Here is a 26,266-nt window from a genome sequence, read left to right as displayed (position 1 = left end):
GATGAAAGATTATCCGCAAGCGTCAAAAGGATCGGTGGCATGTTTCGCAAAAGTTTCATATTATTAGCATTATGCTTAATGCCTTTAATAGCACTTTCAGCTGCTAAACAAGCAAACAAACCTAAAAAAGTTAATGCGATTGAAAACGTGTTGGTCAATCATTTCCAGACCTACCATCAATTGGAATATTTTTCAGCCATCCAGGTTTCCATTAAAATCGGTGATAAATTAAAAACTTATGTGGTTGGCCACCGTTCCCACGATAAAAAAGTGCCAATCACCGCAAATGACTTGTTCCAAATCGGTAGTATTACAAAATCATTTACCGCGGCCCTGACACTATTGGCAGAAGCAAAAGGCCAACTCGCGATTGAAAAGCCAGTTAAAACTTACCTCAATGCCTATCCACATTGGGATAATCTAAGTTTGGCTAGTTTGTTGAATATGACCAGCGGTTTACCCAATTATTCAGACTCTCCCAAAATGAACATTGGTTATGTCGACAATATCAAGCGATTCTGGAATCGAACTGAATTAATCGATTTGGTCTATGTTAAAAACTATAGTCCCCCATTGCGACAAGGATACGATTATACCAATACGGGCTATATTTTGGTGGACATGATCCTCACTGGCAAAGGTCAAAGCACCTTAGCCCAATTATTAGAAGAGCAAATCATTAAGCCATTAGGTTTAAAAAATACATTCTACCCCATCCCCAGCGCCAACACCGACGTTAGCAAACGCCTTATTTCCGGTTATGCTTATAATGTCTATGTCAATCCTGAATTGGTTGGGCAAGATGTGCGTGAAAATAACTTAAGCTGGGCAGGTGCTGCCGGCGGAATTGTGGCCAATAGTGAAGATGTAGTTCGCTGGGTCGACGCGTTATTTTTGCAAAATAATTTACTGTCGAAAGAGCAAAAAGCAAAAATGCAATCCTTGGTGTCAGTAAAAACTGGCAAACCAATCAAGGAGGTTAATTGGCAAGAACCTCGAGGATTTGGATTGGGGATCATCCAAGCGTATGATAAACGGATAGGACGCTACTGGTTTTATGAAGGGGAAACCTTAGGGTATCGCGCTATATATATGGTTGTTCCCTGTAATAAGGTTATCATTTCTGCTCTATTTAATAGCGCTACCAATGGCGACAATGATAAAAGCGGTGAGTTAATGATGTCGCTATATAAACAAGTGCTAAGCGATAATCCTAAGCTTGAAAATTGTCGTTCTTAACCTTTTTCCGTGGCCCAGGAAAAAATTGATTCGTTTGTCGTTGATAAGTTCGATAAGCCTCACCGCGAGAACTCAAAGATCCCGCTTCTGTCATGGGACCGGTTATGTAGACCATGATGATGTATAGGGTCAAAGGAGATACGAAAGCAATCCAACCATTGGGAGCTTGAATAGCAATCAAGCTAAACCCTAGCCAGCTTAGCCAATCAAAAAAATAATTGGGATGACGGCAATATCGCCATAATCCATTTTGGCAGACGGCTTCTTTCGCATTTCGCTTATAAGCTTGTAATTGATAATCAGCTGCACTTTCACCGATTAACCCCACCACAATCATCATTATCCCTAAACCATCCCATCCCACCATACCGGTCCGTTTGCTAATAAAATAAAAAGACAGGGCGATTATAAAAGCCAGTATCCCTTGTAATTGAAAATTGAGGAAAAACCCTAAATCTTTGGCCATCTTCCAACCTTCACTTAATTTGGTATACCGTTTATCCAAATGTCCCTTTCCAACTCGGCTAAACCATAAATAACCACCTAATCGAAGCCCCCAAATCAAAAGCAGGGCGCCGCATATAAGACTTATCACCGCGTGATTTCCAAATAATAAAAAAACCCAGCCTGTCAACGTTAAAACGCTCGCCCAGCCCACATCGACAATGGAGGGGTTTTTTAAAAGACGATATAAAAACCAAAAGGCTGTCATATGCATGAATACAAAAATAAAAGCCCCAAGAAATATCATCGTTTATTCCTTATAAAAAGATAATGTAATAATAATGGCAGTAATATCATCCAAATTCCGCCTAAAGCTGGATAAAACCAATTTGTATTGATTGTTGCTGCCCCCACCACAGCACCCACCCAATAAGCAAACGGCAAAGAAAAAAAAGTAAGCACGCCTAAGACGACATAGCGATGTAACCATGCACTACTGGTGATGGGCATGGTAAAACCAAAACTTAACCACAAGCAAGCCATCCACGGAGGACTTACCATATCGGCAAACGGATTGGATTTAAAATAAATCAATCCCGTTCTTAAAAAGATGGAATCGACCAAGATGCCAATCAACATCAATACCAACGCAAAAAGCAGCTCTCGTCGCCACGGTTTAACACACACAATCTGTACAACAACCTGGGAAACAACGAGGCCCCCCGCAATGGCTGGCCCTAACCATTGATCACCGGCAGCAGCATAACCAATGCATACAAACCAGGTGATGTAATAGGCAATGAAATGATAAAGCCAGCACAGAACCCGTCCCATTATCGTATCGGCTCTTCGTATTGAACGGCCAGCCCAATCGTACCATGGCCAGCATGTAAACCAATGGCCAACGAAGCAGGTTCAATAAACTCTGGCTTCATAGAAAATGCTTCTTCGGTTAATTCCGCAAAGGAGCGCGCCTTTTCTTCAGCACCTGCGTGAATGATGGCATAACTCATCAAACGATTATGGCTGCTATTTTCTAAAACTGTTTGAATCATCTTGGCGAAAGCCTTTCTTTCACTAAAGGCTTTGTCGATAAGCATTACCTTACCCTCTTCATCCAGACTAAGAATAGGTTTTGCCCCACTCCATTGCGCAAGTTTACCTTTTATCCTACTTACCCTACCCGAGCGAATGAGTGAGTCAAATTGATCGACCATGACGAGCACTTGTATCCTGTTTGACAAAGTATCAATGACTTTTACTATTTCTTCGACAGGCTCGCAGGCTTTTATCCGTTTAGCCGCCTCAAGCACCATTAGCCCAGAACCCACAGCAACGCTTTTGGAATTGACGACGGTAATATTATCAAAATCCGCCGCTGCGCGAGCAATGGCATCGTGGGTTCCGCTCAGCGCTTGTGAAATGGTAATAACAATGACATGGTCATAATGTTCATAAATTTGTTGAAATTTATGCTTGATAACGCCAGGCGCGGGAAAGGATGTTTGCGGGTATTGCTTGGTCTGGCTGAGTTGCTGATAAAAATTGTCATTATCCACACAGTAATAATCTAATAAATCGTTGCCATCTAAATGGACATTGACTGGGATCAAGTGAATTTGATGGTCATCCATCCATACTTGGGGGACATTGGCGCTGGAATCCATGACCAATGCAATCGGACTTTTTCGATGATGGACTTGCTCATACTGGCGATGCATATCGTCAACTTTGGGGTATTTTATCAACCCATGATTTCTCAGCTCGTCAAATAGCAACCAGGGCTTATTACAGTGAACATGAAAGCGACACAGCCTGGGATTGACCGATATCACAACGCTATCCCCGTGGCTAGTTAATAATTTCCCCAAGGATTCTTGATCGATTTCGCTTTGACATATAACTGCTTCTGTACAATAGCGAAGCGCTGGTGGATGGTCATATTCTACCCCCAGATGGGCTTGCTGATAGATTGTTTCCGCTACCTCATGATGTTCATACATCGCTTTTGGATCGCAAATATAGTTGGTGAAGCCTCTAGCAAATTGGGTAAATCCGAGAGCCCCTGCATCAACCACCTTCGCCTCCTTCAAGACATCGAGCATGGACTGGGTGGCTTGCAAGGTTTTGTCAAGGCTATCTTCACAATCTTTAAAGAGTTGAATAAAGCAAGTTGACTGTTTGGCGTGCTTATTTAATAGCTCAGCCCATTTATCCATCATGGTCAAAATAGTGCCTTCAACGGGGTGGGCTATCGATTGACGCACGGAGGCACTTGCATGAAGAATTAATTTTGAAAACACCTGTGGTGAAACCACTAAATCATGATTGATTCCTTCCGCCAATCCATTGAAAAACTGTGAAAATATCATTCCCGAATTACCGTGAGCGCCGATGACAGCGGCATCTGCAATGGATTTTGCCGTTTCAGAAAGATCATCGCTTTGCTGGGCTAAATGAATAATTGCCTGAGCAGTAGAAGCCATATTATCGCCCGTATCCCCATCTGCTACCGGGAATACATTGATGGCATTCATTCTATCTTTTGATTCAATTAATTCATGACAACCATTAACAACACCATTATAAAACAAATCAGCGGTAAGATGTTCTATGTTCATACTATCCAATTGATTAAAAGAATATTTTCTTAGATTAGCAATAAAAATCTGACATCACCAGACACAAATAAGGATCTTTAGCTATACTATGTATAAATGCTATGTGTATTCACTCATGGCTAAGGTTTTTGACTTAAAAAGCACAAAAATAATAAAGGGGTACCCCATGAAAAAAATGCTTCGTCTTCTTGCTTTTTCCTATCTGATTATCCAACCCATGCTAAGCCTCGCCACTACACAACATTGGCGTGAATGGGTTGCTGATGTGCGCCGTGAAGCGCTTGGACAAGGTGTTTCAGCGAGAACATTTGATAATGCTTTTAGCACAATCCATGAGCCAAATCGACGCGTTCGTGGTTTATCAAAACATCAGCCTGAACATCGACTAACCTTTGAAAAATATGTGCATACACGCGCGTCAAAATATCGAATCCTGATGGGTGTCCGCAATTATAAGCAACACAAACATTTAATCGATCAAATTGCCCAAGAATACAATGTTGATCCATGTTTCATTGTATCGTTTTGGGGTATGGAGACAAGCTATGGGACGTATATGGGCGATTTCCCCGTCATTCAATCGCTTGCAACACTCGCCTATGATTCGAATCGAAAGCCTTTTTTCCGGAAACAATTATTATTAGCCTTGCAAATTCTCGATGAAGGCCATGTTAGCCTCAAAGACTATAAAGGGGAATGGGCCGGCGCTTCGGGTCAACCGCAGTTTTTACCGTCAAGCTTTAAACAATATGCCGTTGATTACGATGGTGATGGCCGGAAAGATATTTGGAAAAGCAAACCCGATGTTTTCGCATCCATTGCTAACTACATGAAACAAAATGGATGGCAAGGCTTGGAGCCTTGGGCGATTAAAGTTCGCTTACCACGCAACTTTGATGACAAACTTGAAGGGAGAAGTACGGTGAAGCTAGCCTCTGAGTGGAATGCTATGGGTATCCGCACTCTTGATGGTAAGGCACTGCCATATCAGCATCTGGAAGGTAGTATCATTAAGCCCTATGGCGGCCCGACGTTTCTCGTATTCCCCAATTATAAAATGATTCTGCGGTATAATCATTCTATCTATTATGCAGGGGCGATTGGCTATATGGCAGATAGAATTTGTCAACGAAAAGGCCAGTAATTTGGCTATTATTGACTCAGTTGGAAATAACGTAAGCCCCCGCATTGGATGAAGCTTGAATACGGGGGCTTATGCATCCATCCTAGGCAACTTCTGCTTCGGATCCCTTCGGTGAGTAGCCCTTTTTACGATCAGTGGCGCCACTTAGCCACTTGGGACAAACTTCCAAAATCGAAGCGATATTATCTAACTGCTCTTCATTCGGTGTAAGGTGGCCAAAGATCATAGCATTGGCCATGTGACGCGTGACCCCGAAAACTTTAGCAACCGCTTTAGTTTTATCATGCAATTCTTCTGGTAAGCCCAGGGTTGCCAACTCACGGTTAAACCGCTGAGAAAAGACTTTTGCGTTCATTTTTCGCTCCTTGAAAAAATCACTACACAAACGGTAGAGCACCTGTTATCCCTAACAAGCCATGCACCGGTATTGGCGCTTACTCTCTTGATACAAGTAAGTTACGGAAATGTCAATCATTTTTTTTAAATCTGGCCTAAAAACGTATTAAAAACGTGGGATTGTTTCATTCCTTGCCACATTACACTTATCTTGGCTATCAAGGCTATTCGGACGCCGCCTAACAAAAACCACTATACATTTTCGATGAAAATGCTATCTTGTATTTCTTGGATAGATATTACTCAGGAATTTGAGCATGAAAGGCCATGAAAGTGTTGATAAATCGGATAAGCTGTTTAAGTTAAAATCCTTAAAAGACCTAAATAGTAGTCCTGATCTGAGGCATGTTGAAAAATTCCGCGATAACCATCCCCAACTATCGGCACGTGATACCCGTGGTATGACAACAGAATCGTCTAATCCAACGCTATTTTCTGGTGAACTTTCCTTCTTAGCCAAACGACCACGTAAAAACAGTCTTTTAGTAACAACACCAAGAGAGGGTCAAATACCCATCGATAAACTCATCCTAAAAGGGCAGTTGACCACACTCATCAATCAATTACACCTCGACCTTCAAGAAGGAAAACCATGCAATCTCACCACATCCCAGCTTGAATTATTTTATCAATATTGTGAGACCTATTCCGTTTTGGACACAGACGAGTTGCAGCGCATTTGTGAAGAAAGACCACTCACCCCTTTTCTCTATCAGCAAATCCTGGGCCATCTTCGTCAATATCAAACCACCAAGCAAACGGTAATAGAGCAGGAATATGAAACGCTATTTTTAAAATGCTTAGGCTGGTATGATCAGTGTCATATTAAATCAGTTCCCAAAGAGCCTGCTTTTGTTGAATTATCGCATTCGAAAGCACAACAGCAAAGGCTGGAAATCCTTTGGAAACTGACCACAAAACAAGTTCAATATGTGGATAAATCAGACGAACTAGGCACCGTCGATTTTGCCAATGCGTTAAATGGATTATGCCATACAGCCACACCTGGCAAGCTCATTCGTGCCCTCAATAAACTTATTCCTTTGATGAATCGGCGACAAATTGGTATAGCTCAAATCATCGTCTTACATCTGGTGCATCACCGTAGCCACGATTTTTCCGACTATGCAAAAAATCAATTTGCCCATTTTTGTCATAAACTCAATCGTCGTCAACAAAAACTAACGAAATGTGATGGGTATTTTGGATCAGAAATTGAAACCGTTTTTAACCTTACTCAGAAATTTAATCAATCAATGTTGACTAAGAACATTACAAGCCTGGAAAAATCGTTTCAAAAAAGCTTGCAAAATAGTGAATTGCTCTCATTTTCTCAATTATTTGAACAAGGGATAAACGCCCACCGCAAAAAAAATCGACATGAAATTGCTTCAGGGATTGCCACCGAATTAATTAACGCATCGAGCTATTATTTTCAATCCATACCGATGGCTGAATTCTTTCAAGCAGAAGATAAAAGAGAGTATATCAATCAATTTATTCGTTATATTAATTTCTTCACAACCAGCCATATCAATACGTTGCTTGAGCTCAATGATACCCGTTTTACTGCAGCGGTTCATTTACTAGTGAACGTTGCAAAAAAATTATCTTACATCACAAAAGAAGGTAATTTTGCTGATATCAATAGCCTAATGATGCTCAATATGATTTTCGGCGATGCAAGAATCAGCAAACGAATTAAAAATTGCTCCCAGGTTTTATCGAGAGATAGAAAATTCATCCAAGAGCTGGACAAAACGCTGTCGTGTAATAATAGTTTCAAAGATTTAAAAAACATGACTAATGCCACCAATAACCATATTCCCAGCATCATCGTGTTACTGAGAAGTTTACAATTTGGAAAGGATGGCAACCCAGACGCGAGTTTAAAAGCAGCCGTCTTTGGCCAGGAAGTTGAGCAGGTGTATCAAAGCAAACAACGCATTGCAGCAAAAACTTTGTTTTTTAACACGAACATCATAACGGAGATGTCGGAAAAAATCAGTTGGGCAATATTAAAGCCACAACCCGTTACAATTGAGTGGGAGCATAAAGATGATTTTGAAACAAATCTTACTAAAATAGAATCGGCGATTCAAAAGAACCAAAAACCGTCTATCCATCAAAAGCGAAAAACCATCGATTGTGAAGATATTGCCACTTTTTTATGGTCTGAGTATCAAAATCAGCTCGATCCGGATGCCAACGATAAACCAGATAACAATAAGGACCTACTTCAACGACTACTCAAATTAACCAATACACTATACACACGAGCTCAAGAGCCCGTCCAATCGGCTACCACCTTAGATTATGCAGAACAGAGTCAAGCAATGCCAAGGCAACAACGAACGTCTTCTTTTTCGAAACTATCGCAGTTTGGTTCATTCCTTCTATTCGGGAGCAAAGAAGAACATCCTAGCAAATCTAAGGAACAAACATCCTCTGCACCAATTAGCCCAAGGTAGTTGATTTAAGGGTTGTCGGTAGGTCTCTGAAGAATAGACATTTTTTGAGACCTTAAGCTTACCCACAAACACAACCTTTCGGCAGTTTGTCCCTGTGGGATCCACACGAATTTTTTATGTAACTCAATGTTTTTAAATGAATATACCATACATCCCGACGTGCCGCGACGTGTTCGCGGCATCCAGGAGATGCTTATTAGGGAACCAATGGTTCTGGTAAAAACGATACATCGTGCTGGATACCGCGCATAAAGCGCGGTACGTCGGAAGTTTTAATTTCGTGTGGATCCCTCAGAAACAGGCCGTGGCTAGTCGGGACGTATTGAGCAAAGGGAAGCCATACATAAGACCGAGGCACTTTAATATAAGAGGAATTATGAGCTTAGTTAAGGAACATCCCTACGATTTAACAAAGTACAAACGCATCAATTGCAATGCTTTTTTCAAGCTGCTTAATCGAGGTTTTGCATCAGGCTGAGGTTCTGCGTTTGGATTTCGAATAAATATTTCCCCGGATGTTCGGAATGTGGTCAAACGATCGGGTTCAATCAATCCTAGATTGCTATAGCTTGCTGAAATAACAAATGGCAGTCGATTATGTTTGACTAATAAATCCTGACCAATACTGTAATCAATGATTGGATTTTGACATTGAAATACTCGCTTTTGTAAGGTTGGGACAATATCATAACTACTCGTTAAATAGTCGATGGTCCTAGGTTTGCTGTTTGGCCAATAAATAATAAGCGGAACTTGCACTTGCGCTTTGGTGAAGTTACCAGCATGCCCCCAGTAATTTTGTTTATTGTCATTAAATTCCTGGCCATGATCGGAGGTAATGATAATAATACTGTTTTTTAAATACCCTAGTTTTTCTAAGTTGGTTAACAGTTTTGCTAATTCACCGTCAACAAAATTGACCGCGTTTAAGTAGCGATTGTAGTAGGGCTTAGCATCCACATCGTTGGTCATGGCAATCCGTGAACATTGTTCTAAAGACGGCTGATAAGGGGTTGGATAGCTTTGATCTTGACAATATGCGTGCGGTGCATCATAGAATAGATTCAGAAATAATGGTTGCTTTTGATGGTTATCCTGCAAAAAACGAATGGCTTGCTCCGTCACAAATTGATCTCGTTGACCAACATCGTCACCCGGCGCCCCATGAATATTCAAATCGCTTAAGCCATGATAAATTGTTTGATGAAACGGCGGATTGACCATTTCACTCGACCACACAATTTTGGTTAAGTAACCATACTTTAGCAATAACTGCATGAATACAGGTGGAATCTTATGTTTTAGGGCAGCGGTCCAGTAATTAGCTGGAATCGAATAAAATATACTGAACAACCCCGCTTGAGTTGCATTTCCGCCGCTCAAATGGTTGTTAAATTGCCAAGCTTTGTTTGCAAACTTATTTAGGTTAGGCATATGGTCTTTCAAGCTATCATACCTTAAGGAATCAACCATAATGAGGATGATATTAGGAGGATTCTCTGGCCTTGAACACAACAAAGGGTTCTGCGGATAATTCATTTTCTCATCTGAGAAAATAGGTTGTGAAAAGTGCTCTTCACTGTAGCGATACAATATATCTGCCGCATTTTTATCCGGGATCAAATAGACTAACAATTGGTTATATAATGGTAAATTGGGTGTTTGCTGACTAAATAAATTATTGTTGTTATCAATTGACAGCATTAACATGAAATAACTAAACAAGAACCCACCCAGCCAAAATGTCGCGAGTGTCTTTCCAAAATGCAGCTTTTTACGAATGATTATTTTTGTCCAAACGACATAGGCAACACAAATTTCAATAAAAAACACCACCCCAAGCACGGTGAAAAACGTGACGTATTCACGCATCGAAAATTCAAATACATCCATCCCTTTAGTTTCAAACAGCAAACTCAGAATTTGCGTATTGAGATGGAACTTAAACATGGAGAAAATATTATTGTTAATAATGAGCAACATCAGACTCAATGTGCCAATTCCGATGCAAAATAACCATATAAGCCGCTTAATCGGTATAAAGTAAGCTATGAGTAGTATGGGCATGGCTGGAAAAAACGCCAATGCCGTCATATAACAAAGATAATTGACGACAGCAAAAACGATGACAACTGTTTTGCCCGTTAGACTGGTAAAATCAACGATTGTATTTTCAAACAAGGAGGGTGATAGTAATATTTTCTCTAAATAGCCATAACCTAATAGCCAAAATAAAATAGCATTGAACACAAAAAACCAACCGACAAAACGCAGGATGTCCTTTTTATTTTGTGGCATGTTCATCGGTCTTCGCTACTCATCTCTATTAGGGAACGTCCCTAAACAATTAGTTACTATTTTAATAATAGTTGATTAATAATCCTGCGACAACTTCACGCTCAAGTTCAATCCCGCGTTAGAGCGTTGAAATCATTGTTTGATGATAAGTAACTCGGGTCGGTGACAAACCCTGTTAGTGCTTGCCTTTGATTTTCGCTAATGGGCAATTGTTCATATGCTTTGCACCTAAATATTGAGTGAGCGCATCGATGGCTTGGCGATGACTTGCAAAAAATAGGGTTTCTTTTTTCAAGAGAGGACACTGGCTATGTTCTAATATTGTCTTAACCGACTGTCTCATTCGAACAAACCAAACTTCCACACCAGCATCATCGAGCTGAAATACCACATTCTCTAAGGCTTGTAAGCCACTGGCATCAATTTTATTTACCCGGATACAATCCACGATAATATACTTTAATTTTGGACGGCTTCTGACTAACTCCAGCAAGGTATCGGCAAAATAGGTCGCATTGGCAAAATATAACGAGCCGCCAAAGCGAATCATGCTTATCAAATAACACGTTGCTTGCCCTGGGCGAACTTCTCCCCACTCGTTATCATCTTGGCGGACCAACTCCACGATTTTGGGATTCATTCCCTCATTTAAATAAATCACCAAAGATACGAGCACCCCTAGCAATATGGCATAATCGATGCGTGGCGCTAATAGCAAAGTAGCCGCAAAGGTAAATAACGCCAAAAACCCTTCATTCCGACTAACACGGAATATATGGAACATGGCAGGAAAATTGACCAGCCCAATGACTGAAACGATAATAATAGCAGCCAACGTTGCTTTTGGTAGATAATAAAATAGGCCTGTTCCTACCAGCAGTATCAAACCGACTGTCAGACCGGCGACTATATTTGAAAAATTAGTTCGTGCACCGCTTGCCATGTTTAATGCCGTTCGCGCAAATCCACCTGAAACAGGCATACTTTGAAAAAACGCCCCACTTATTTTAGCCAACCCTTGGGAAACTAACTCTTGATTAATACTCAACGATTCTCGCTTATCTGTCGCATAACGTTTGGCCACCGCAATCGATTCCATAAATCCAATCAAGGCGATCGCCAATGCACCAATTAATAAGCGTTTAATCAATCGACTGTCCAATGCAATCAATTGGAATGAAGGCAACCCCGAGGGTATGCTGCCAACGACTTCACCGCCAGTACGAATATCAACATAATCAAGATAGTAATCGTCGATTTGCCATACTTTTTTACCGACTTTGCCAATGGGCGACATTTGACCTTCAATGAAATAGCGCACCCCTTTTTCCGTGCTTAACTCGCGCAAGCGAATGCGGTTTAAAGCAGTTTTATCAACCTTATCACGAATAATACGTTGCTCTAACTGCCATTTTGCTTGGCTGAGTTGGTTCATTAATCCCGCCATCTTATCTTCAGGGGTGTCTTCTGTGTCAATCGCCTCATCCACTTGACGTTGTGCTTTTTCAATATTGACAATTAACTTAGCGGAGTCTTCCTCAAAGCTTGCACGACTTTTTATGAGCATGGCTATAGAAGGGTTTATGATTTGATCGAAGGTCACTGTGCGTTGTTGCTGATAGTTTGTTAGCCATGCAATTAGCGTTGTTAACAACGCAACCATTAATACAATAGGCCATCGGCGGAAATAATATTGGCCAATAATGATCAAGAGGATGGCTAATAATCCAATCGACAGGCTCGCAATATTCACGAGATTGGGTATATCTTGTATCACCTTAAAAAACGCATCAATCGCATGAGTCGCAGGCGGGGTTGGAATACCAATTAAATTTCCCAATTGTGCTAAGGCGATGATTATCGCCGCTGCATTGGCAAACCCAATCATCACAGGATAGGAAATGAAGTTCATCACCCTTCCTAGCTTTAGCGCCCCCAAGCCACATTGAATTATTCCGGCAAGCAAACACAAAGCGATGGCATAAGCAATGTATTCATCGCTGCCAGAAACCGCTAAGTTCTGTAATACTGAAGCGGTTAAAAGGGAGGTGATGGCAACAGGCCCCGTGGATAAATACCGAGAAGATGCAAATAGACTTGCGATAATGGGGGGTATGAACGCCGCATACAACCCATAGTATATTGGTAAGCCCGCGAGTTGTGCATACGCTAAGGATTGCGGGATCAACAGCATTGCCACGGTAAGACCCGCCACCACATCCCGACGAACATTCGGCCAATATTTTAAATCCTTCGCCCAATCAAATAGGACCAGCGCTGCTTGTGTCCGATGCCAACGAGTCATTTACCGCTACCCGGAAAAATAGGGGCACGTTCGGTGATAATACCTTCAGCTAACAAGCGATTAGCAGCCTTGAGCAACGCATGATCGTTCCCTTTTCTTGCTCCTAATTGGACAGAAAAATTAAACCCACCCGCCATGGAGTAAGGCAGACTAATCGCTGGCATTCCCGTTTGATTAAATAAGCCTGTAAAGGGACAAAATAATAGATGTTGTTCGATGTAGGTATCAAAATGATCGGACGTGGATAATTGTCCAAGTGGTAAGGGGGGCTGAGCTAAGACCGGGCTAATAATCACTTCATTATCGGACAATCCCTCTCTGACAGGACGCAATAATTGAAAAAGACTGTCCCTCGCCAAAATTAAATCGGCGGCACTTAATTTTTTGCCTCCCTCATAAAAAGCCCAAGTAGCTGGCTCTAATAAATCAGAGGTAATCGCCTTTCCCGTTGTTTTCTCAATCCGTTGCATCTCCGCACTGATATTGGCTTTTATCAGCGTGAGGACTGTTTCACCGATTTCTTGCAACGGTAAATGAAATGCTCGCTCCACAACGGTATAGTTAGCTTGATTTAACTTGTCAATAAACGAGAGAAAGGCTTCTTGAAAGGGAGGAAATATCGGCACATCATTAAAAAGTCCTTTGCCTAGGACAAATGTTGGTTTGTCGGCCTTCTTTTCCTTGTTTAAGGGAGGATGAAAAAATTCAAAAATGCGAATCGTATCTCTGAGTGTTCGACTGACGATATTATTAACAGCCATCCCTGACCAAGGATCGTAACTAATGGGGCCAGTAGGCATCATACCCGACGACGGCTTAAATCCCACAAGTCCACAGCAAGCAGCAGGGATACGAATCGAACCACCGCCATCACTGGCGGTGGCAACAGGTACAATACCCGACGCCACTGCCGCTGCCGAGCCACCTGACGATCCACCAGCACTTCGGGTTAAGTCATACGGGTTACGGCAAGGTCCAAAAAGCTGACTTTCGGTCACATAGGATAGGCCAAATTCGGGTGTATTCGTCATTGCAAATGGAACAAAGCCCAATGCTAAAATCTTACCAATAAAATCATGTTGATACTGAGCCAAGTTATCGGCCAATAACCGGCTACCACATCGCATTGGCAGACCGGGGATGGCTTGGCCCAACTCTTTCACCACGATGGGCACACCATAAAAGGGTTCATCGCCTTTTAACTGCATGATAAAACGCTCAGCTAATTGGGGAAATTGATGCGTGATCGCATTGATTTTGCGATTCACCTGGTCAGCTCGTTCACAGGCAAGACTTAGCAGATCTTGGAAATTGGCTTCATTTTGTTTGATGGCTAAAGCTAATCCCGTGGCATCTTGGCTTAAATAAGCATCAATATTCATGGCCTAGGTTTCCGGAAACATGGGAGATAGGGACTGGCTACTTTTGCTCTTTGAGTTTTTCCGTTTCTTGCAATAGTCTTCCCATGCTTGCCATAAGGCGTCACCACGCCAATAACTACCCGGCTTAGGGGAATACAGATACTGATTCAATTCTTGAATTGCCTTACTAAAACCTAAGTGACCAATTTGATTGCTCACTTGGCTCAGGTTGATAATATTCGGGTTATCAAAATACAGTGCTGCCCAATCAACAAGCGCCACTTTCGCCTCTTTTGCCTCTTGCTTTTGACAGGCTAATTTTAATTGATGACGCAATCGCCGTTCACTCACAGAAACCACCTTTGATTGCACTTTTTTCCATTGTCGATGGGTGAGGAATTTGATAATGATGCCAACAAACAGAAGGATACTGACAATAACGACCATGATTACCCAATTGGATGCAACTTGATGCACCATGGTTTTTGCGGGAGTGGTTGATTGCTTAGGTAACTTAGGCTGGGATTGGGTACCTAATGTTGTGTTGGATTGCTTTGAGTTGCCGATGGGTGATGCTTTGACTTGCCATTGTTGTTTCGGCAAAGTAGCGGTTTCATATTTTCGTGTTTTTGTATTAAACCACCTGACTATAATTTCCGGAAGGTCAATATCCCCCGCATTCTCCAGCAAATAGGTCACTTTCAGTGTCAATGTGCCAACGACCTGGTTATTGCTAGCGGTATTATCTCGCTCAGGTTTTTCCTCATAAATTTTCGCCTTTGTACCCGAAGGGAGTGTCACTTCCGGGATTAATTGAGCAGGTAACCCAACCGCAGTCAATTTGATGGTTCGAATAACTGTGTTGCCTTGCTGCAAATCACGGGTGTCTTGGCTGAAATTCTGGCTGAGAGTCACTTGTTTTGCTGGCAGCCAATAATTTTTAGCCGATTTAGGAATCGGTTGTACATCGAGACTCACTTCATTGGCATCGATATCAAAACGGCGCATATAAATATCGCTGATGGTCCCTCTTAAGGAAGGTGCTTTAATAATTAGTTTACCTTTGTCATTGGGATAGATAGCATATGTCATTGATTCAACTAAAAAAGCACGGCCATCGGATAAAATGGTACTATCTTGCGATTTGTTTAAAGGGACGACTAACGCGTTTTCGACTTCCTGCTGCTGGTAGCTGCCATTAATAAACACCCCGCTTTGCCGATATAATTTGACCGTATAGATGACGGCCTCATTAATATAAGGCTTTTTATTATTGACTTCCGCTTGCAGAAAGACAGGAGTTTTCTGCTGATCTGTCTTTAGCGATTTTGAGGCACTTTGACTTCTTTTTCCAACTGTTAGGGCCGTTTCTGGCGAACTATAGGGACCAAAATTGATAGAAGGAATTATTAATTTGCCAGCCTGATTTGTTTGCAGAACGACAGACCAAACTACTTCTGCTTGACGTTGACCATTGATAATGCTGATGCGGGTGCTTGTCGCTGTGCTTAAGATGGTAAAATCTTTTTCGAGTTCACTAAAATCTGGCGTCAATTGTTGACTCGGATCTTCAACGCGGAAGGTAACCGTGAAGGGTTTATCCGCCACAATGGATTGGGATTCAACTTGGACTTGAACCTGATTTGCGGCCACTATGTGCATAAAGCATACTAATAGCGCGGTAATGATTATGCGTTTGATCATGACTGCCACCCTCGCTGCCGTCTTATGTAATCCCGTAAGAATTTTTGGCGTAGTAAACCACCCGGATCATCGGGCACTAAACGAAGAAGTCTTTGTTTTTTTTGTTCATCTTCTGGGCTCAAAGTCGACTGCTTCTTTTCGGCAGACTCCGATTTAGGGGATTTTTGCTTATCCTGGTTTTGCTTATCCTGGTTTTGCTTATCCTGGTTTTGCTTATCCTGGTTTTGCTTATCCTGGTTTTGCTTATCCTGGTTTTGCTTATCTTGGTTTTGCTTATCTTGGTTTTGCTTATCCTGGTTTTGGTTATCTTGGTTTTGCTTATCCTGGTTTTGGTTATCTTGGTTTTGCTTATCCTGGTTTTGGTTATCCTGGTTTTGCTTATCCTGGTTTTGCTTATCCTGGTTTTGGTTATCCTGGTTTTGCTTATCCTGGTTTTGCTTATCCTGGTTTTGCTTATCCTGGTTTTGCTTATCCTGGTTTTGGTTATCCTGGTTTTGCTTATCCTGGTTTTGGTTATCCTGGTTTTGGTTTTGTTCTTTCTTCTGTTCTTCTTTGAGTAGTTTTTCCAAAATGGCTTTATTTTCTTTGGCATCAGCCATGTCTGGGCTGAGATCCAATGCTTCTTTATAGGCCTCTATCGCTTCTTCATATTTACCCATATGCGCTAAGGCATTGCCCTGGTTAAAATAGCCATCCGCATCATCTTGTTGACCAAACTGTTTTGCTGCTTGCTCATATTGTCCTGAACGATAGGCAGCCGTTGCTTGCCAATCGGGGCGCTGAAACGTCTCTGCTGCCTGCTTGTATTGGCCTTTTTGCATCATCGTTTTTGCCTGTTGATCCGCTGTTCGCCAAAAATCCTTCCATTGCCAAGCCATAAGCGGCTGGCAAAAAAGCAAACCTAGTAACAAGCAGCCCTGTTTTTTCATGCCAATGCCTCCAAATAACCCCGGCGAAACACAGGAATCAAGCTTAAAAGCGCTAGCAACATGAACCAATGGCCTTCATCTTTCCATAAGGGCACATTATTCATAACATCCGCTTGTAATTGATGCGAGCGATGACTTTCGTTTAACCAACGTTGCAGTCCTGGACCGCTATTGGGAAAATCGATAACCATTCCTTTTCCAGCTTTTGCAAGCGCATTGTCTGCATTGGAAATCCAATGATTACCATTAATCGGCAACACGGAAGTTTGGAAATTGTTTTCTGCTAACGATTCGGCTGTTTCGATTGCTTGTTGCGTTGGTTGATTTGCTGTAATCACCAACAAATCTCCGATGTGGAATCCCGCTTGTTCAATCAGCTGTTTTCCTTCTTGCAGCGCAGCAGCCAAGTCATCCCCACTAACGGGCATCACATCATTATTTAAAGATGATAACAATGATTCAATGGTATTACTGTCTTGCGTTAACGGAGACACCACGAAAGGCATCCCGGAATATGCAATCAAAGCAATTTGTCCTTCCTTCGTTTGATCCAAAATGTCTCGAATCAGCAATTTTGCGCGAAACAACCGGTTGGGTTTCACATCAGTATCTTGCATGGCTGAAGACATATCGAGCAAGATGACTCTCGGCATGACCGTTTGATAAGTGGGCGTTGGCAGCTTCGTCCAACTGGGCCCGGCCAATCCCAAAATCATTAACAGCAAAGAAACAATCAACGGTAGCATGGACAAGCGCTGTTGTTTACCACTTGCCACTAGTTGATGCTTTAACAAATGGGGATCGCAAATGGCTGACCAACTACTTTGATTGGTCTGATAGCGCCATAAATAAAAGGCCGCCAAAATACAAGGAATCAAGGCTAATAACCAATAGGGTCTAATCCAGTGAAGGCTACTCATGTACCATTCCCTCCTGGCTGTTTTCCCGTCGTGGTAATAATCGGTACAATCCTAAGTGATAACTTAACCAAGCCATTGCTAGCAACCAAGCTGCCGCTGCAAACCATGGGTAATAGTCGATTTGAGGGCGAACTGTCGCTTGATTTTGTTGAATCGCCTCAATCTGATTGATGGTGTCATACACTTGGTTCAAACTCTGCGGATCGGTTGCACGAAAATATTGCCCGCCAGTCATTTGCGCAATCTGGCGAAGTGTTTTTTCATCCAAATCCGCAACCGGGCCCATCTGAATAAATGGATCCATGCCATAATGCGTTGTCTTTGAACCCAAACCGATCGTATACACTTTAATCCCATCTTTTTTTGCTAACTCTGCCGCAGGCAGCGGGTCAAGCAAACCGGCATTATTTACCCCATCAGTTAATAAGATAATGATTCGCCCCTTTGCCGGCACATCTTGTAGCCGTTTAACTGATAATCCCAGAGCATCGCCAATCGCCGTTGTTTTTCCAGCTAACCCCACGGTTGCATCTTGGATTCGATCCAATACAGTTAGGCGATCATAGGTTAAGGGCGTTTGTAAGTAAGCTTTTGAACCAAATAAAATTAAACCAATACGATCCCCTGCTCGCGCTTTGACAAACTGCTCAGCGGCACGTTTTACCACGGCCAAACGACTTACTGGCCTTCCATGTAGCAGCATATCATCCACTTCCATGCTCCCGGATAAATCCAGCGCCATCATGATATTGCGCCCTTCGCGTTGAAGTGGGCGTGGTTCACCAACCCAACGCGGGGTGCTGGCTGCGATGACTAATAATAACCAGATGATTGCCCACCACCAAAATGAATTGTTTTGGCCAATTGTCACATGTTTGCCATGCAGCGCGTGCTGTAAGTCCTGATAAAATGGCACTTTTAAAGAGGGTCCAAACGCCTGCCTTGCTTGTGGCAATAACCATCTTAATAGCCACGGCAGTGGAATAAACCAGAGTACCCAGGGATAGGTTATTTCAACCATGGCTGCCTCCGTTGTTTAATCCAGATCCGCGTCCTATCAAACAAAGGTGTCAAACTTGCTTGTGCTTGGTTGCAATAAGGGTAGACTAATAGATGGTCTCTGACGGCATTAAAATTAACATTATCGCTGTGGTTATTGAGAAAGATAATCCACGCATCCCCTTTTAACCCCGCGACTTCATTGACAGGATAATAGGTTAAAGCCACCCGGCGTAATAACTGAGATACCTGGGCACACGTATCATTCACGGGGATATTTGATTTCGCTTTCGATTCAATTTTTTCAAGGATGCGTAACGCTTGCCGCTTTGGTTTCATAGCCTGCCACCAGCGCCAGCTTCGCCAACTAAGCCATGCCATCACCAATGCTACGATTGCTATCACCAACCACCAACCTACTGCTGGTGGCCACCAACCGATTGCATCGGGGAGATGAATGTCTTTGAGTTGCGCTAGTGCTGCCTGCTTATCCATAGCGCCTCCCGTTTAAACTTTGGTTAATGATTAAAGCGTAATCATCGTCCGAGCGAATGGTATGGCAAGCAATCTGAGTTGATTGGCAAATCGAATTTAACCGTTCTAGGCGCTGTAATTGCAGTTGGCGAAAGGCTTTTTGGGCGGCATTTTGGCTAGTATCTAAGACAATACGATGGGTACCATCACTCATACCATAGCGACCTTTTTGTGGAATCGCTTGTTCGATTGGATCGGTAATGGCATAAAAAATAATATCATTGTGCTGACGTAATCGTTTCAAATGGCGTTCACTTGCTTCATCCAACTGATAAAAATCGGAGATAACAATAATCAAACTGCCAGGCCTCACCACGCGACGCAATCGAATCAACGCATCACTCAGCAGCATTGGTGGTGCCACTTGATTTTGAAACTCACTGAACTCACTTAATTTGGATAATAACGGTAAGATGCCTTTGTCGCGACTCCGTGGTTGTAATTCTTGATGGGTATCACTTGAAAATAACAGTGCCCCCACGCGATCACCGGCCTTCACCGCTCGCCAGGCCACTAAAGCCGCCACTTTTGCCACTACAACTGACTTTAGGCAAACGCGTGTACCAAAAAATAGAGACGGATTAAAATCAGCCAGAATAATGACTGGCCGTTCGCGTTCTTGCTGATAGACTTTGACATGCGGCTCACCCGTTCTAGCGGTGACACGCCAATCCATATGGCGGATTTCATCCCCCGGTTGATAATGCCGTGTTTCGGCAAAATCCATCCCTCTACCGCGCAACCGCGAAACACGATGACCGGGTTGTTGTGCCCGCGCTAAAATAGGCTCATGTTGGCGCTGCATTCGCTGTTTAAGACTGACCAGTTCAGGGATCGATGCGGTAATACCCGTTGACACGACACCTCCTAAGGAACAGCCACATTTTGTAAAATGGTATCGATGACATCGTCCGTTGTCACCCCATCGGCTTCGGCTTCATACGTTAATAAAATACGATGACGCAAAACATCGTGCGCGATGGTTTGGATATCATCGGGCGTGACATAATCTCGCCCGCATAACCAAGCGTGCGCTTTTGAGCAGCGATCCAATGCCAATGTGCCACGAGGACTGGCGCCATATCGAATCCATTGACTCAAACGTTGGTCAAATGCAACTGGGGTTCTCGTTGCCATCACCAATTGGATGGCGTAATTTTCTAACGCATCACTGGTATGAACATTCAGAACGGCTTGCCGAGCCTCAAATAATTCTTTTTGCGTTAAAGATTTTAATTTACTCTGGCTTTTATGCTGGCCCAACACTTCTTTTCGCGATAATTGTAAAATGTCATGTTCAACTGCGGCTTCAGGATAGGTAATCTTAACATAGAGTAAAAATCGATCTAATTGCGCTTCAGGTAAGGGATAGGTTCCTTCTTGCTCAATCGGGTTTTGGGTTGCCATCACTAAAAATAGCTCGGGTAAGATATACGTGTGGCCACCAATGGTCACTTGGCGCTCAGCCATGGCCTCTAACAAGGCGGATTGCACTTTCGCAGGCGCTCGGTTAATTTCATCGGCTAAGAGCAAATGATGGAAAATAGGTCCTTTTTGAAAGGCAAACTCACCCGAATCCGGGCGATAGACTTCCGTGCCTGTTAAATCCCCTGGCAATAAATCGGGGGTAAATTGAATACGATGGAAATCACCTTCAACACACTCGGATAATGCTTTCACTGCACGTGTTTTTGCCAACCCAGGCGCCCCTTCCACCAACAAATGGCCATCGGCAAGCAAGGCGATCATGAGCCGCGAAATTAATGCTTGTTGACCAAGGATTTGTTGATTGAGATGGGTCAATATGTGATTGACTCGCTGTTGTACTTCTGGCTTTACTTGTTCTTCTACTTGCGTCATGCATTCACCCTAAGTCTTGAGTTGACGGTCAGCCAGCACTCAAAAAATGCTGGTATCACTGGGTTAATATGCTACCTTGAAATGGCGGAATTGCCAAGGGGATAAACGATAGGCAGGATGGAAAATAGGCATTTCAGCATCATTCGCCCGAAATGAGGGCAGAAAAGCAGGGCAATTTCTTCAATGCTTGCCTTCAATGACGACTGAAAGCAAGCAGGGAAATTGTTCAAAAGTTAGTGTGCGGGAGAGAATTGTGCTTCTTTCTCTTCTTTCTCTTCTTCCTCTATGTCCATTGGGCTAGGACTTTTCTCGGAAGTGACGGGTTTCGATGGAATCACCTCAGATGTGGGAGGTGTGCTTACTCTATCTGACCCTTTGCCAAGACCTTCTAGAGAAGGGGAAACCTGTGGGCTTGGGCTTGGGCTTGGGCTTTGGCTTGGGCTTTGGCTTGGGCTTTGATTTGGACTTTGACTAGCGCTACTGCCAAACAAACCAGCAATCATGCTAAATCCAGCACTCAACACATTCCAAGCGACATTAAGGACAGACGTAGCCACTGTGCCTGCAGCAAAGGCGCCAACACCGGCAATCGCAGCAGCGATAGCAACGGATGCAACCATGGGGAGACCTAAACCACCGATGCTCAAACCAAAGACGCTTAAACCTAGGACAAAATTAGCGAAAGTTGCATTCAAAAACATGCCACCTGCTACCCCACCAGCAGCACCCAAACCGGTTACTGCACCAACACCACTTGCCAATCCGAATGAAGGCATAAAATCTTTTACAGCCATTAAAAACTCCTATTTCTTAATTAAGGCGCGGCTATCCTATCATAAGCATTTCGATTTGTGAAACGATGTTGGACATAATTTGTTTCGACTTTTAAACGACTCTTCCGGACGCACAATCATGCGAACGACGAGCGTTATTCTTGCTCGTCGTCTTCGCTTTCTAGCTTGTGACCATCTAAGTGACGCTCATCGCGATCACTTTCTTGTTTTGCTATCTGCTTTTCTTTTTTGGTTCTTCCGAATTTAATTCGGTTTTCAGCTGCTTTTTTTTCTTTTGCCAACCGATTTTTCGCCTTTCTTTTTTTATTAAGATTAATGATCTCTGCCATTGTCATGCATCCTTCTCATATGAAGTGTTTTGTATTAATGCCTTATTATAACAATATCCCAGGGAAAGCGCTTAATCTTCCCTGCCAGAGTACCGTTTTAAAAGAGGGTACCGATACTGCTTCACAAAGTGTATGATAGCTATGACCCAATTGATTATAAGATACGACTATGAACTACAACGATGTATTAGACTTTTGGTTTAACACGTTATCGCCAGCTGATTGGTGGAAAAAAGATAATACGTTAGATAACTTAATTAACGTTCAATTTCTTGAGCTACATACGCAAGCATCGCAGGGAGAATTAGTGAATTGGCGCAGTAGTGCATTGGGCTCATTAGCAGAGGTTATTCTACTCGACCAATTTTCTCGCAATATTTTTAGGGACACACCTCAAAGCTTTTCCTTTGATGGTATGGCATTATTATTAGCACAATTTGCCATTCACAATAAATTTGATGAGGCGCTTGATCCAAAGCAACGGTCCTTTCTATATATGCCCTTTATGCATAGTGAATCGCTTATTATCCATAAACAAGCAAAGCAACTTTTTAGTCAACCACAAATGGAAGCGAATTATGAGTTTGAGCTGAAGCACGCAGCGATCATTGAACGGTTTGGTCGATACCCACACAGAAATGCGATTTTAGGCAGGCAATCAACCCCTGAAGAACTTGAATTCTTAAAACAACCTAATTCGTCTTTTTAGAGCGGTTATTTTATGTTGCACCCCCTAGAACTGGAAGCAAATTCAATACAAGTTAATCGGACAAATGATTAACTAGCATTCTTTATATATCGTGTTTGACCTGCGCCCGATTGACTCCAGTCGCCTTTATCGTGATAATTTGCATCTGGGGTGTATTTGTGTTCCCAGTTGCTTTTAACGACGGATTTTTGGGAGAGTAATTTTTGGAAGAAATAATTAGAAGACTGCGTGGCTCGTTTTTCTAATTCCGTTTCATCATCGATATATTTTTTAAATTTTATCTTAAACTCGTTAATCCTGCTTTCTAAATAATTCAAAATTTCTTCTCGACGAACTTGCGTCAGCCAATTCTCTGGTATTTTTCTAAGCAATATTTCAAGCTCATTTCGAGTAATGCTCTGTAGTTTTTTTAAAGCTTGAATTCGCTGGTCTTTTGAAATGCTGTCGAATAAATGGTTATAGTGCTGGTTATATTTTGTTAAATTTTCTACCAAAAACAGCTTTAAGTAAGTATGATTTAGATTATCATCTTCTGATAAGGTTGCAATCCCCTGAGGAAACTCAGCTATCTGGTCCTTGATTGTAAAAAATTCTCTAAAGAAGTCACCTTCGTTTTGGTTTAATACGTGGGTGCCCCCATCAAGTTTAGAAAGAACCTTGCGAGCGTTCTTATCCTTCTTACCGATATTGTCAAAAACCCAACCACTCGCATCAATATCCGATAATACAGCAGAAGCGAGTTCAAATTCCGCTAGGCCTTCTAAATCGCTTGGTAAGGCAGGCGTTTCATCTATATTCCCCGAAAGGCGCAAACTAGTCCAATTTTTCATTAATTTACTGATTAGCACATACCCATTTTCGGTCTCACCTAGATAGGTTTTTGGGGTTGGTATTCCCATTAATCGATAAAACCCAAGGGTTATAAACTCCCCCACGACTTTATCTTTTGACAAACAAATTTCTTCATTGGCTTGTGTTTTTCCTAGCCAATACATTTCTTCCACGCGTTTGTAAGTGGATTTGATGAAAAAAAATTTCATAGCGATATAACCTGTTAGTAAATTAATTAAGGTCTAGCGTTGAGTTGGCATTTATTTGCGCAGACATATTATGGGTGTTCAATATATCAGCACAAGTGCGCGGTGTAAACCTGTGCGACGTGCCCGTAGAAGTGATACTATCCAATAGCTATCTTATTTGATCAGGACATTTTTGAGATGAAAAAAACAATCATTTATTTATTAATGCTGCTTGGTTTCCCCGCAGGGGTATATGCCGGTTTATCAAATTTAACAAATACAAAGGAATTGACAGTGAACGTGCTTGAAAGAAACAAAAAGAATGTGGTTGAGTTTTACGATCTCATGTTCAACAAAAATAAACCCGCCGAAGCAATCGCTAAATATGTTGGGGATTCATATATTCAACATAATCCGCATGTGAAAGACGGCAAAGAAGGGTTCATTGAATATTTTAATAGAATGGCGAAAGAGTATCCTGGCAAGAAAGTCACATTTAAGAAAGTCATTGCAGAAAATAACTTCGTTGTTTTGCACTGCTTGCAAGAGTGGCCAGGAGATAAGGATTATGCAGGGATTGATATTTTCAGGTTATCCGAAAACGGTAAAATTCTAGAACATTGGGATGTTTTGCAGGTAATCCCCGCTGATTCGAAAAATGGAAACGCCATGTTTTAGGATTATAGCCTCATGGCAATAACTTTCCTCATCCCCAAACTAGTTCCATAACCTCATCGGATTAAATAGTGTAGAATTGATGAACTGCTATGTTTAAACGAGCTTGCTAGATGGCTAAATTAGACCCAAAACATTATGACGAACACTCATCATTTCAAAAATCCGTCGCAATGGAGATAATGAATTTATTTCCGCCTGCTAGCACAGACATTATTTTAGATATGGGATGTGGTGATGGCTTTTTATCAGCTAGATTAGCTGAAATTGTCGATAAAGGCAGCGTGGTTGGTATCGACCCTTCCGAAGACATGATCCATTATGCCACTAAAACCTATCGTCCCATTAACTATCCGAATTTGACCTTTAAAATTGGCCAAGCCGAATCAAATCATGGCGAACAGTTATATTCCTTGATAACAGCCTTTAACTGCTTGCATTGGTCTCATAATCTTGCCGCCGTTTTCAAAAATTGCTTTAACGCATTGAAAAGTGACGGAAAGTTCCTAGGGGTGACCTATCCAAAAGAGTCGCCTTATTGGCGTATTTTTATGGAGGTATTTTCCTATCCAAGATGGCAAAAGTATTTATCGATAAGCCCTGCTTCGTCTTGGCTATCTAGCGCTCGCTTTAAAACGCTTGCTTTAGAAAATCGGTTTGAGCCCTTGTTGTTTAAAACGGAAGAATGTCTCGCGTCTTATAGCTGCCGCCAAGCGCTTTGTGATTATATAAAAGGATGGTTACCATGCCTCCTTCCTATCGGTGAGAAAGAGCAAGGAGAGTTTTTATTAGATGCGCTAGATTATGCAGAATGCCAATTTAAAAATAAGGACGTCATTGAACTACCTTATACTAAATTAACGTTTTGCTTTGTAAAAAAGTGAATTTCAACTTATCGTCCCCAAAACCCGCATGCTCGGCTGAAGCCATTATAGGTAAATGTGGTTCTAAATATATCATTGATTTTGCTTCTGGTATTTCATATTATTGCCAGCCGGTTTGAATAAACATAACTAGAAAATTATTAAGCTTAATTATGGAGTTAATTTCCTAAGCAATCTTTTGCTGATGTGGGAATCAATGCCCCGAATTACGGCTTCACCTATTCGGAGAATTTAAGTTAATGAAATTGTTTACCCAAAAAACCACTATTAATGAAAAAGATAAAGAAAATCAAATCCAGTTTTTAAAAAATTTGTATTCTAAACTTTCTAGCAATCCTTCAATGCCTGATGAACAGAAACGTCAGATATTAAGAGAGGCATTTTTGTCTACAGGTCTTGACCTAGATGACGTGCTAAAAACGATATCAAACAATTACACGATGAGTAGATGGTCATTTGAGGAGTGGGCTGACAAATTAGGACCAAAAAATTGAGATGGCCATTTGGTCCGACCATAAAGTGTCTTAGCCCGAAAGAAGCAAAGCGCTGAGGAATCCTGATATATTTTTGTTCAATAAGAAAATTTGGCAAAACCAAAGAGAACCCCCTCGCCCGCGAGAAGATTTATTGT

At 42.0% G+C, this 26,266-nt stretch carries 24 protein-coding genes; 7 read left to right on the top strand and 17 right to left on the bottom strand.

Features of this window, described 5'->3' with window-relative positions; translation table 11 throughout:
- Window positions 1–39: 39 nt before the first annotated feature.
- Window positions 40–1,239, top strand: a complete 1,200-nt coding sequence (locus AB3348_RS06990; protein WP_367606856.1) for a serine hydrolase domain-containing protein — start codon at window positions 40–42, stop codon at window positions 1,237–1,239.
- On the opposite strand, the gene AB3348_RS06985 is transcribed toward AB3348_RS06990, so the two are convergent.
- The 3 genes from AB3348_RS06985 to AB3348_RS06975 are packed head-to-tail and all read right to left on the bottom strand — an operon-like array spanning window position 1,214 to window position 4,304.
- Complete coding sequence (locus AB3348_RS06985) at window positions 1,214–1,990, bottom strand: DUF1295 domain-containing protein (RefSeq protein ID WP_367606855.1); 777 nt, start codon at window positions 1,988–1,990, stop codon at window positions 1,214–1,216. The genes AB3348_RS06990 and AB3348_RS06985 overlap by 26 nt on opposite strands.
- On the bottom strand, window positions 1,987–2,517 hold the full coding sequence (locus tag AB3348_RS06980) for a DUF2878 domain-containing protein (protein WP_367606854.1): 531 nt from the start codon (window positions 2,515–2,517) through the stop codon (window positions 1,987–1,989). Before AB3348_RS06980 ends, AB3348_RS06985 begins: the two co-directional genes overlap by 4 nt.
- Window positions 2,517–4,304 carry a DegV family protein gene (locus AB3348_RS06975; protein ID WP_367606853.1) on the bottom strand — a complete coding sequence of 596 codons (1,788 nt, stop codon included), beginning with the start codon at window positions 4,302–4,304 and terminating at the stop codon, window positions 2,517–2,519. Before AB3348_RS06975 ends, AB3348_RS06980 begins: the two co-directional genes overlap by 1 nt.
- 166 nt (window positions 4,305–4,470) lie before the next feature.
- On the opposite strand from AB3348_RS06975, the gene AB3348_RS06970 reads away from it, so the two are divergent.
- Window positions 4,471–5,448, top strand: a complete 978-nt coding sequence (locus AB3348_RS06970; protein ID WP_367606852.1) for a lytic transglycosylase domain-containing protein — start codon at window positions 4,471–4,473, stop codon at window positions 5,446–5,448.
- A gap of 82 nt (window positions 5,449–5,530) precedes the next feature.
- Here the strand turns inward: AB3348_RS06970 and AB3348_RS06965 are convergent, their stop codons facing one another.
- Window positions 5,531–5,803, bottom strand: coding sequence for a hypothetical protein (locus AB3348_RS06965; RefSeq protein WP_367606851.1), 273 nt, complete (start codon window positions 5,801–5,803; stop codon window positions 5,531–5,533).
- A 298-nt stretch (window positions 5,804–6,101) separates the two neighbouring features.
- On the opposite strand from AB3348_RS06965, the gene AB3348_RS06960 reads away from it, so the two are divergent.
- Complete coding sequence (locus tag AB3348_RS06960) at window positions 6,102–8,315, top strand: RasGEF domain-containing protein (protein ID WP_367606850.1); 2,214 nt, start codon at window positions 6,102–6,104, stop codon at window positions 8,313–8,315.
- A 399-nt stretch (window positions 8,316–8,714) separates the two neighbouring features.
- On the opposite strand, the gene AB3348_RS06955 is transcribed toward AB3348_RS06960, so the two are convergent.
- The 12 genes from AB3348_RS06955 to AB3348_RS06900 all read right to left on the bottom strand — a co-directional run bounded on the left by AB3348_RS06955 (window position 8,715) and on the right by AB3348_RS06900 (window position 22,348).
- The gene (locus tag AB3348_RS06955) at window positions 8,715–10,613 is read right to left on the bottom strand and encodes a DUF3413 domain-containing protein (protein ID WP_367606849.1); all 1,899 of its coding nucleotides are present in this window, start codon (window positions 10,611–10,613) and stop codon (window positions 8,715–8,717) included.
- Between the two features lie 175 nt (window positions 10,614–10,788).
- A complete protein-coding gene (locus tag AB3348_RS06950) occupies window positions 10,789–12,918 on the bottom strand; it encodes a SulP family inorganic anion transporter (protein ID WP_367606848.1) in 2,130 nt (709 codons plus the stop codon).
- A complete protein-coding gene (locus tag AB3348_RS06945; RefSeq protein ID WP_367606847.1) occupies window positions 12,915–14,300 on the bottom strand; it encodes an amidase in 1,386 nt (461 codons plus the stop codon). The genes AB3348_RS06950 and AB3348_RS06945 overlap by 4 nt, the downstream gene beginning before the upstream one ends.
- A gap of 3 nt (window positions 14,301–14,303) precedes the next feature.
- Window positions 14,304–15,983 carry a BatD family protein gene (locus AB3348_RS06940; RefSeq protein ID WP_367606846.1) on the bottom strand — a complete coding sequence of 560 codons (1,680 nt, stop codon included), beginning with the start codon at window positions 15,981–15,983 and terminating at the stop codon, window positions 14,304–14,306.
- Window positions 15,980–16,912 (bottom strand): tetratricopeptide repeat protein, encoded by a 933-nt coding sequence (locus AB3348_RS06935; RefSeq protein WP_367606845.1) that lies wholly within the window; start codon window positions 16,910–16,912, stop codon window positions 15,980–15,982. The genes AB3348_RS06940 and AB3348_RS06935 overlap by 4 nt, the downstream gene beginning before the upstream one ends.
- Window positions 16,909–17,832 (bottom strand): VWA domain-containing protein, encoded by a 924-nt coding sequence (locus tag AB3348_RS06930; RefSeq protein WP_367606844.1) that lies wholly within the window; start codon window positions 17,830–17,832, stop codon window positions 16,909–16,911. Before AB3348_RS06930 ends, AB3348_RS06935 begins: the two co-directional genes overlap by 4 nt.
- Complete coding sequence (locus AB3348_RS06925; RefSeq protein ID WP_367606843.1) at window positions 17,825–18,853, bottom strand: VWA domain-containing protein; 1,029 nt, start codon at window positions 18,851–18,853, stop codon at window positions 17,825–17,827. The genes AB3348_RS06930 and AB3348_RS06925 overlap by 8 nt, the downstream gene beginning before the upstream one ends.
- The gene (locus tag AB3348_RS06920) at window positions 18,841–19,326 is read right to left on the bottom strand and encodes a DUF4381 domain-containing protein (RefSeq protein WP_367606842.1); all 486 of its coding nucleotides are present in this window, start codon (window positions 19,324–19,326) and stop codon (window positions 18,841–18,843) included. The genes AB3348_RS06925 and AB3348_RS06920 overlap by 13 nt, the downstream gene beginning before the upstream one ends.
- Window positions 19,319–20,224, bottom strand: coding sequence for a DUF58 domain-containing protein (locus tag AB3348_RS06915; protein ID WP_367606841.1), 906 nt, complete (start codon window positions 20,222–20,224; stop codon window positions 19,319–19,321). The genes AB3348_RS06920 and AB3348_RS06915 overlap by 8 nt, the downstream gene beginning before the upstream one ends.
- An 8-nt stretch (window positions 20,225–20,232) precedes the next feature.
- A complete protein-coding gene (locus tag AB3348_RS06910) occupies window positions 20,233–21,225 on the bottom strand; it encodes an AAA family ATPase (RefSeq protein WP_367606840.1) in 993 nt (330 codons plus the stop codon).
- A 233-nt stretch (window positions 21,226–21,458) separates the two neighbouring features.
- On the bottom strand, window positions 21,459–22,019 hold the full coding sequence (locus AB3348_RS06905; protein WP_367606839.1) for a hypothetical protein: 561 nt from the start codon (window positions 22,017–22,019) through the stop codon (window positions 21,459–21,461).
- Between the two features lie 134 nt (window positions 22,020–22,153).
- On the bottom strand, window positions 22,154–22,348 hold the full coding sequence (locus AB3348_RS06900; RefSeq protein ID WP_367606838.1) for a DUF4169 family protein: 195 nt from the start codon (window positions 22,346–22,348) through the stop codon (window positions 22,154–22,156).
- Between the two features lie 169 nt (window positions 22,349–22,517).
- Here AB3348_RS06900 and AB3348_RS06895 point away from each other — a divergent pair, with 169 nt between their 5' ends.
- Window positions 22,518–23,057, top strand: coding sequence for a DUF924 family protein (locus AB3348_RS06895; RefSeq protein ID WP_367606837.1), 540 nt, complete (start codon window positions 22,518–22,520; stop codon window positions 23,055–23,057).
- Window positions 23,058–23,125: 68 nt separating this feature from the next.
- On the opposite strand, the gene AB3348_RS06890 is transcribed toward AB3348_RS06895, so the two are convergent.
- Window positions 23,126–24,097, bottom strand: coding sequence for a hypothetical protein (locus AB3348_RS06890; protein ID WP_367606836.1), 972 nt, complete (start codon window positions 24,095–24,097; stop codon window positions 23,126–23,128).
- 177 nt (window positions 24,098–24,274) lie between these two features.
- Between AB3348_RS06890 and AB3348_RS06885 the strand changes: the two genes are divergently transcribed.
- The 3 genes from AB3348_RS06885 to AB3348_RS06875 all read left to right on the top strand — a co-directional run bounded on the left by AB3348_RS06885 (window position 24,275) and on the right by AB3348_RS06875 (window position 26,129).
- On the top strand, window positions 24,275–24,754 hold the full coding sequence (locus tag AB3348_RS06885; protein WP_367606835.1) for a nuclear transport factor 2 family protein: 480 nt from the start codon (window positions 24,275–24,277) through the stop codon (window positions 24,752–24,754).
- A gap of 110 nt (window positions 24,755–24,864) precedes the next feature.
- Window positions 24,865–25,635: a trans-aconitate 2-methyltransferase gene (locus tag AB3348_RS06880; RefSeq protein WP_367606834.1), complete on the top strand. Its 771-nt coding sequence runs from the start codon at window positions 24,865–24,867 to the stop codon at window positions 25,633–25,635.
- A 239-nt stretch (window positions 25,636–25,874) separates the two neighbouring features.
- On the top strand, window positions 25,875–26,129 hold the full coding sequence (locus tag AB3348_RS06875; RefSeq protein WP_367606833.1) for a hypothetical protein: 255 nt from the start codon (window positions 25,875–25,877) through the stop codon (window positions 26,127–26,129).
- Window positions 26,130–26,266: the final 137 nt, after the last annotated feature.

The organism is Legionella sp. W05-934-2 (genome assembly GCF_964199965.1).
Taxonomy (GTDB): Bacteria; Pseudomonadota; Gammaproteobacteria; order Legionellales; family Legionellaceae; genus JAFIFT01.
The sequence above is the reverse complement of the archived record's forward strand: the minus strand, read 5'-3'. Positions and strand labels throughout refer to the sequence as shown.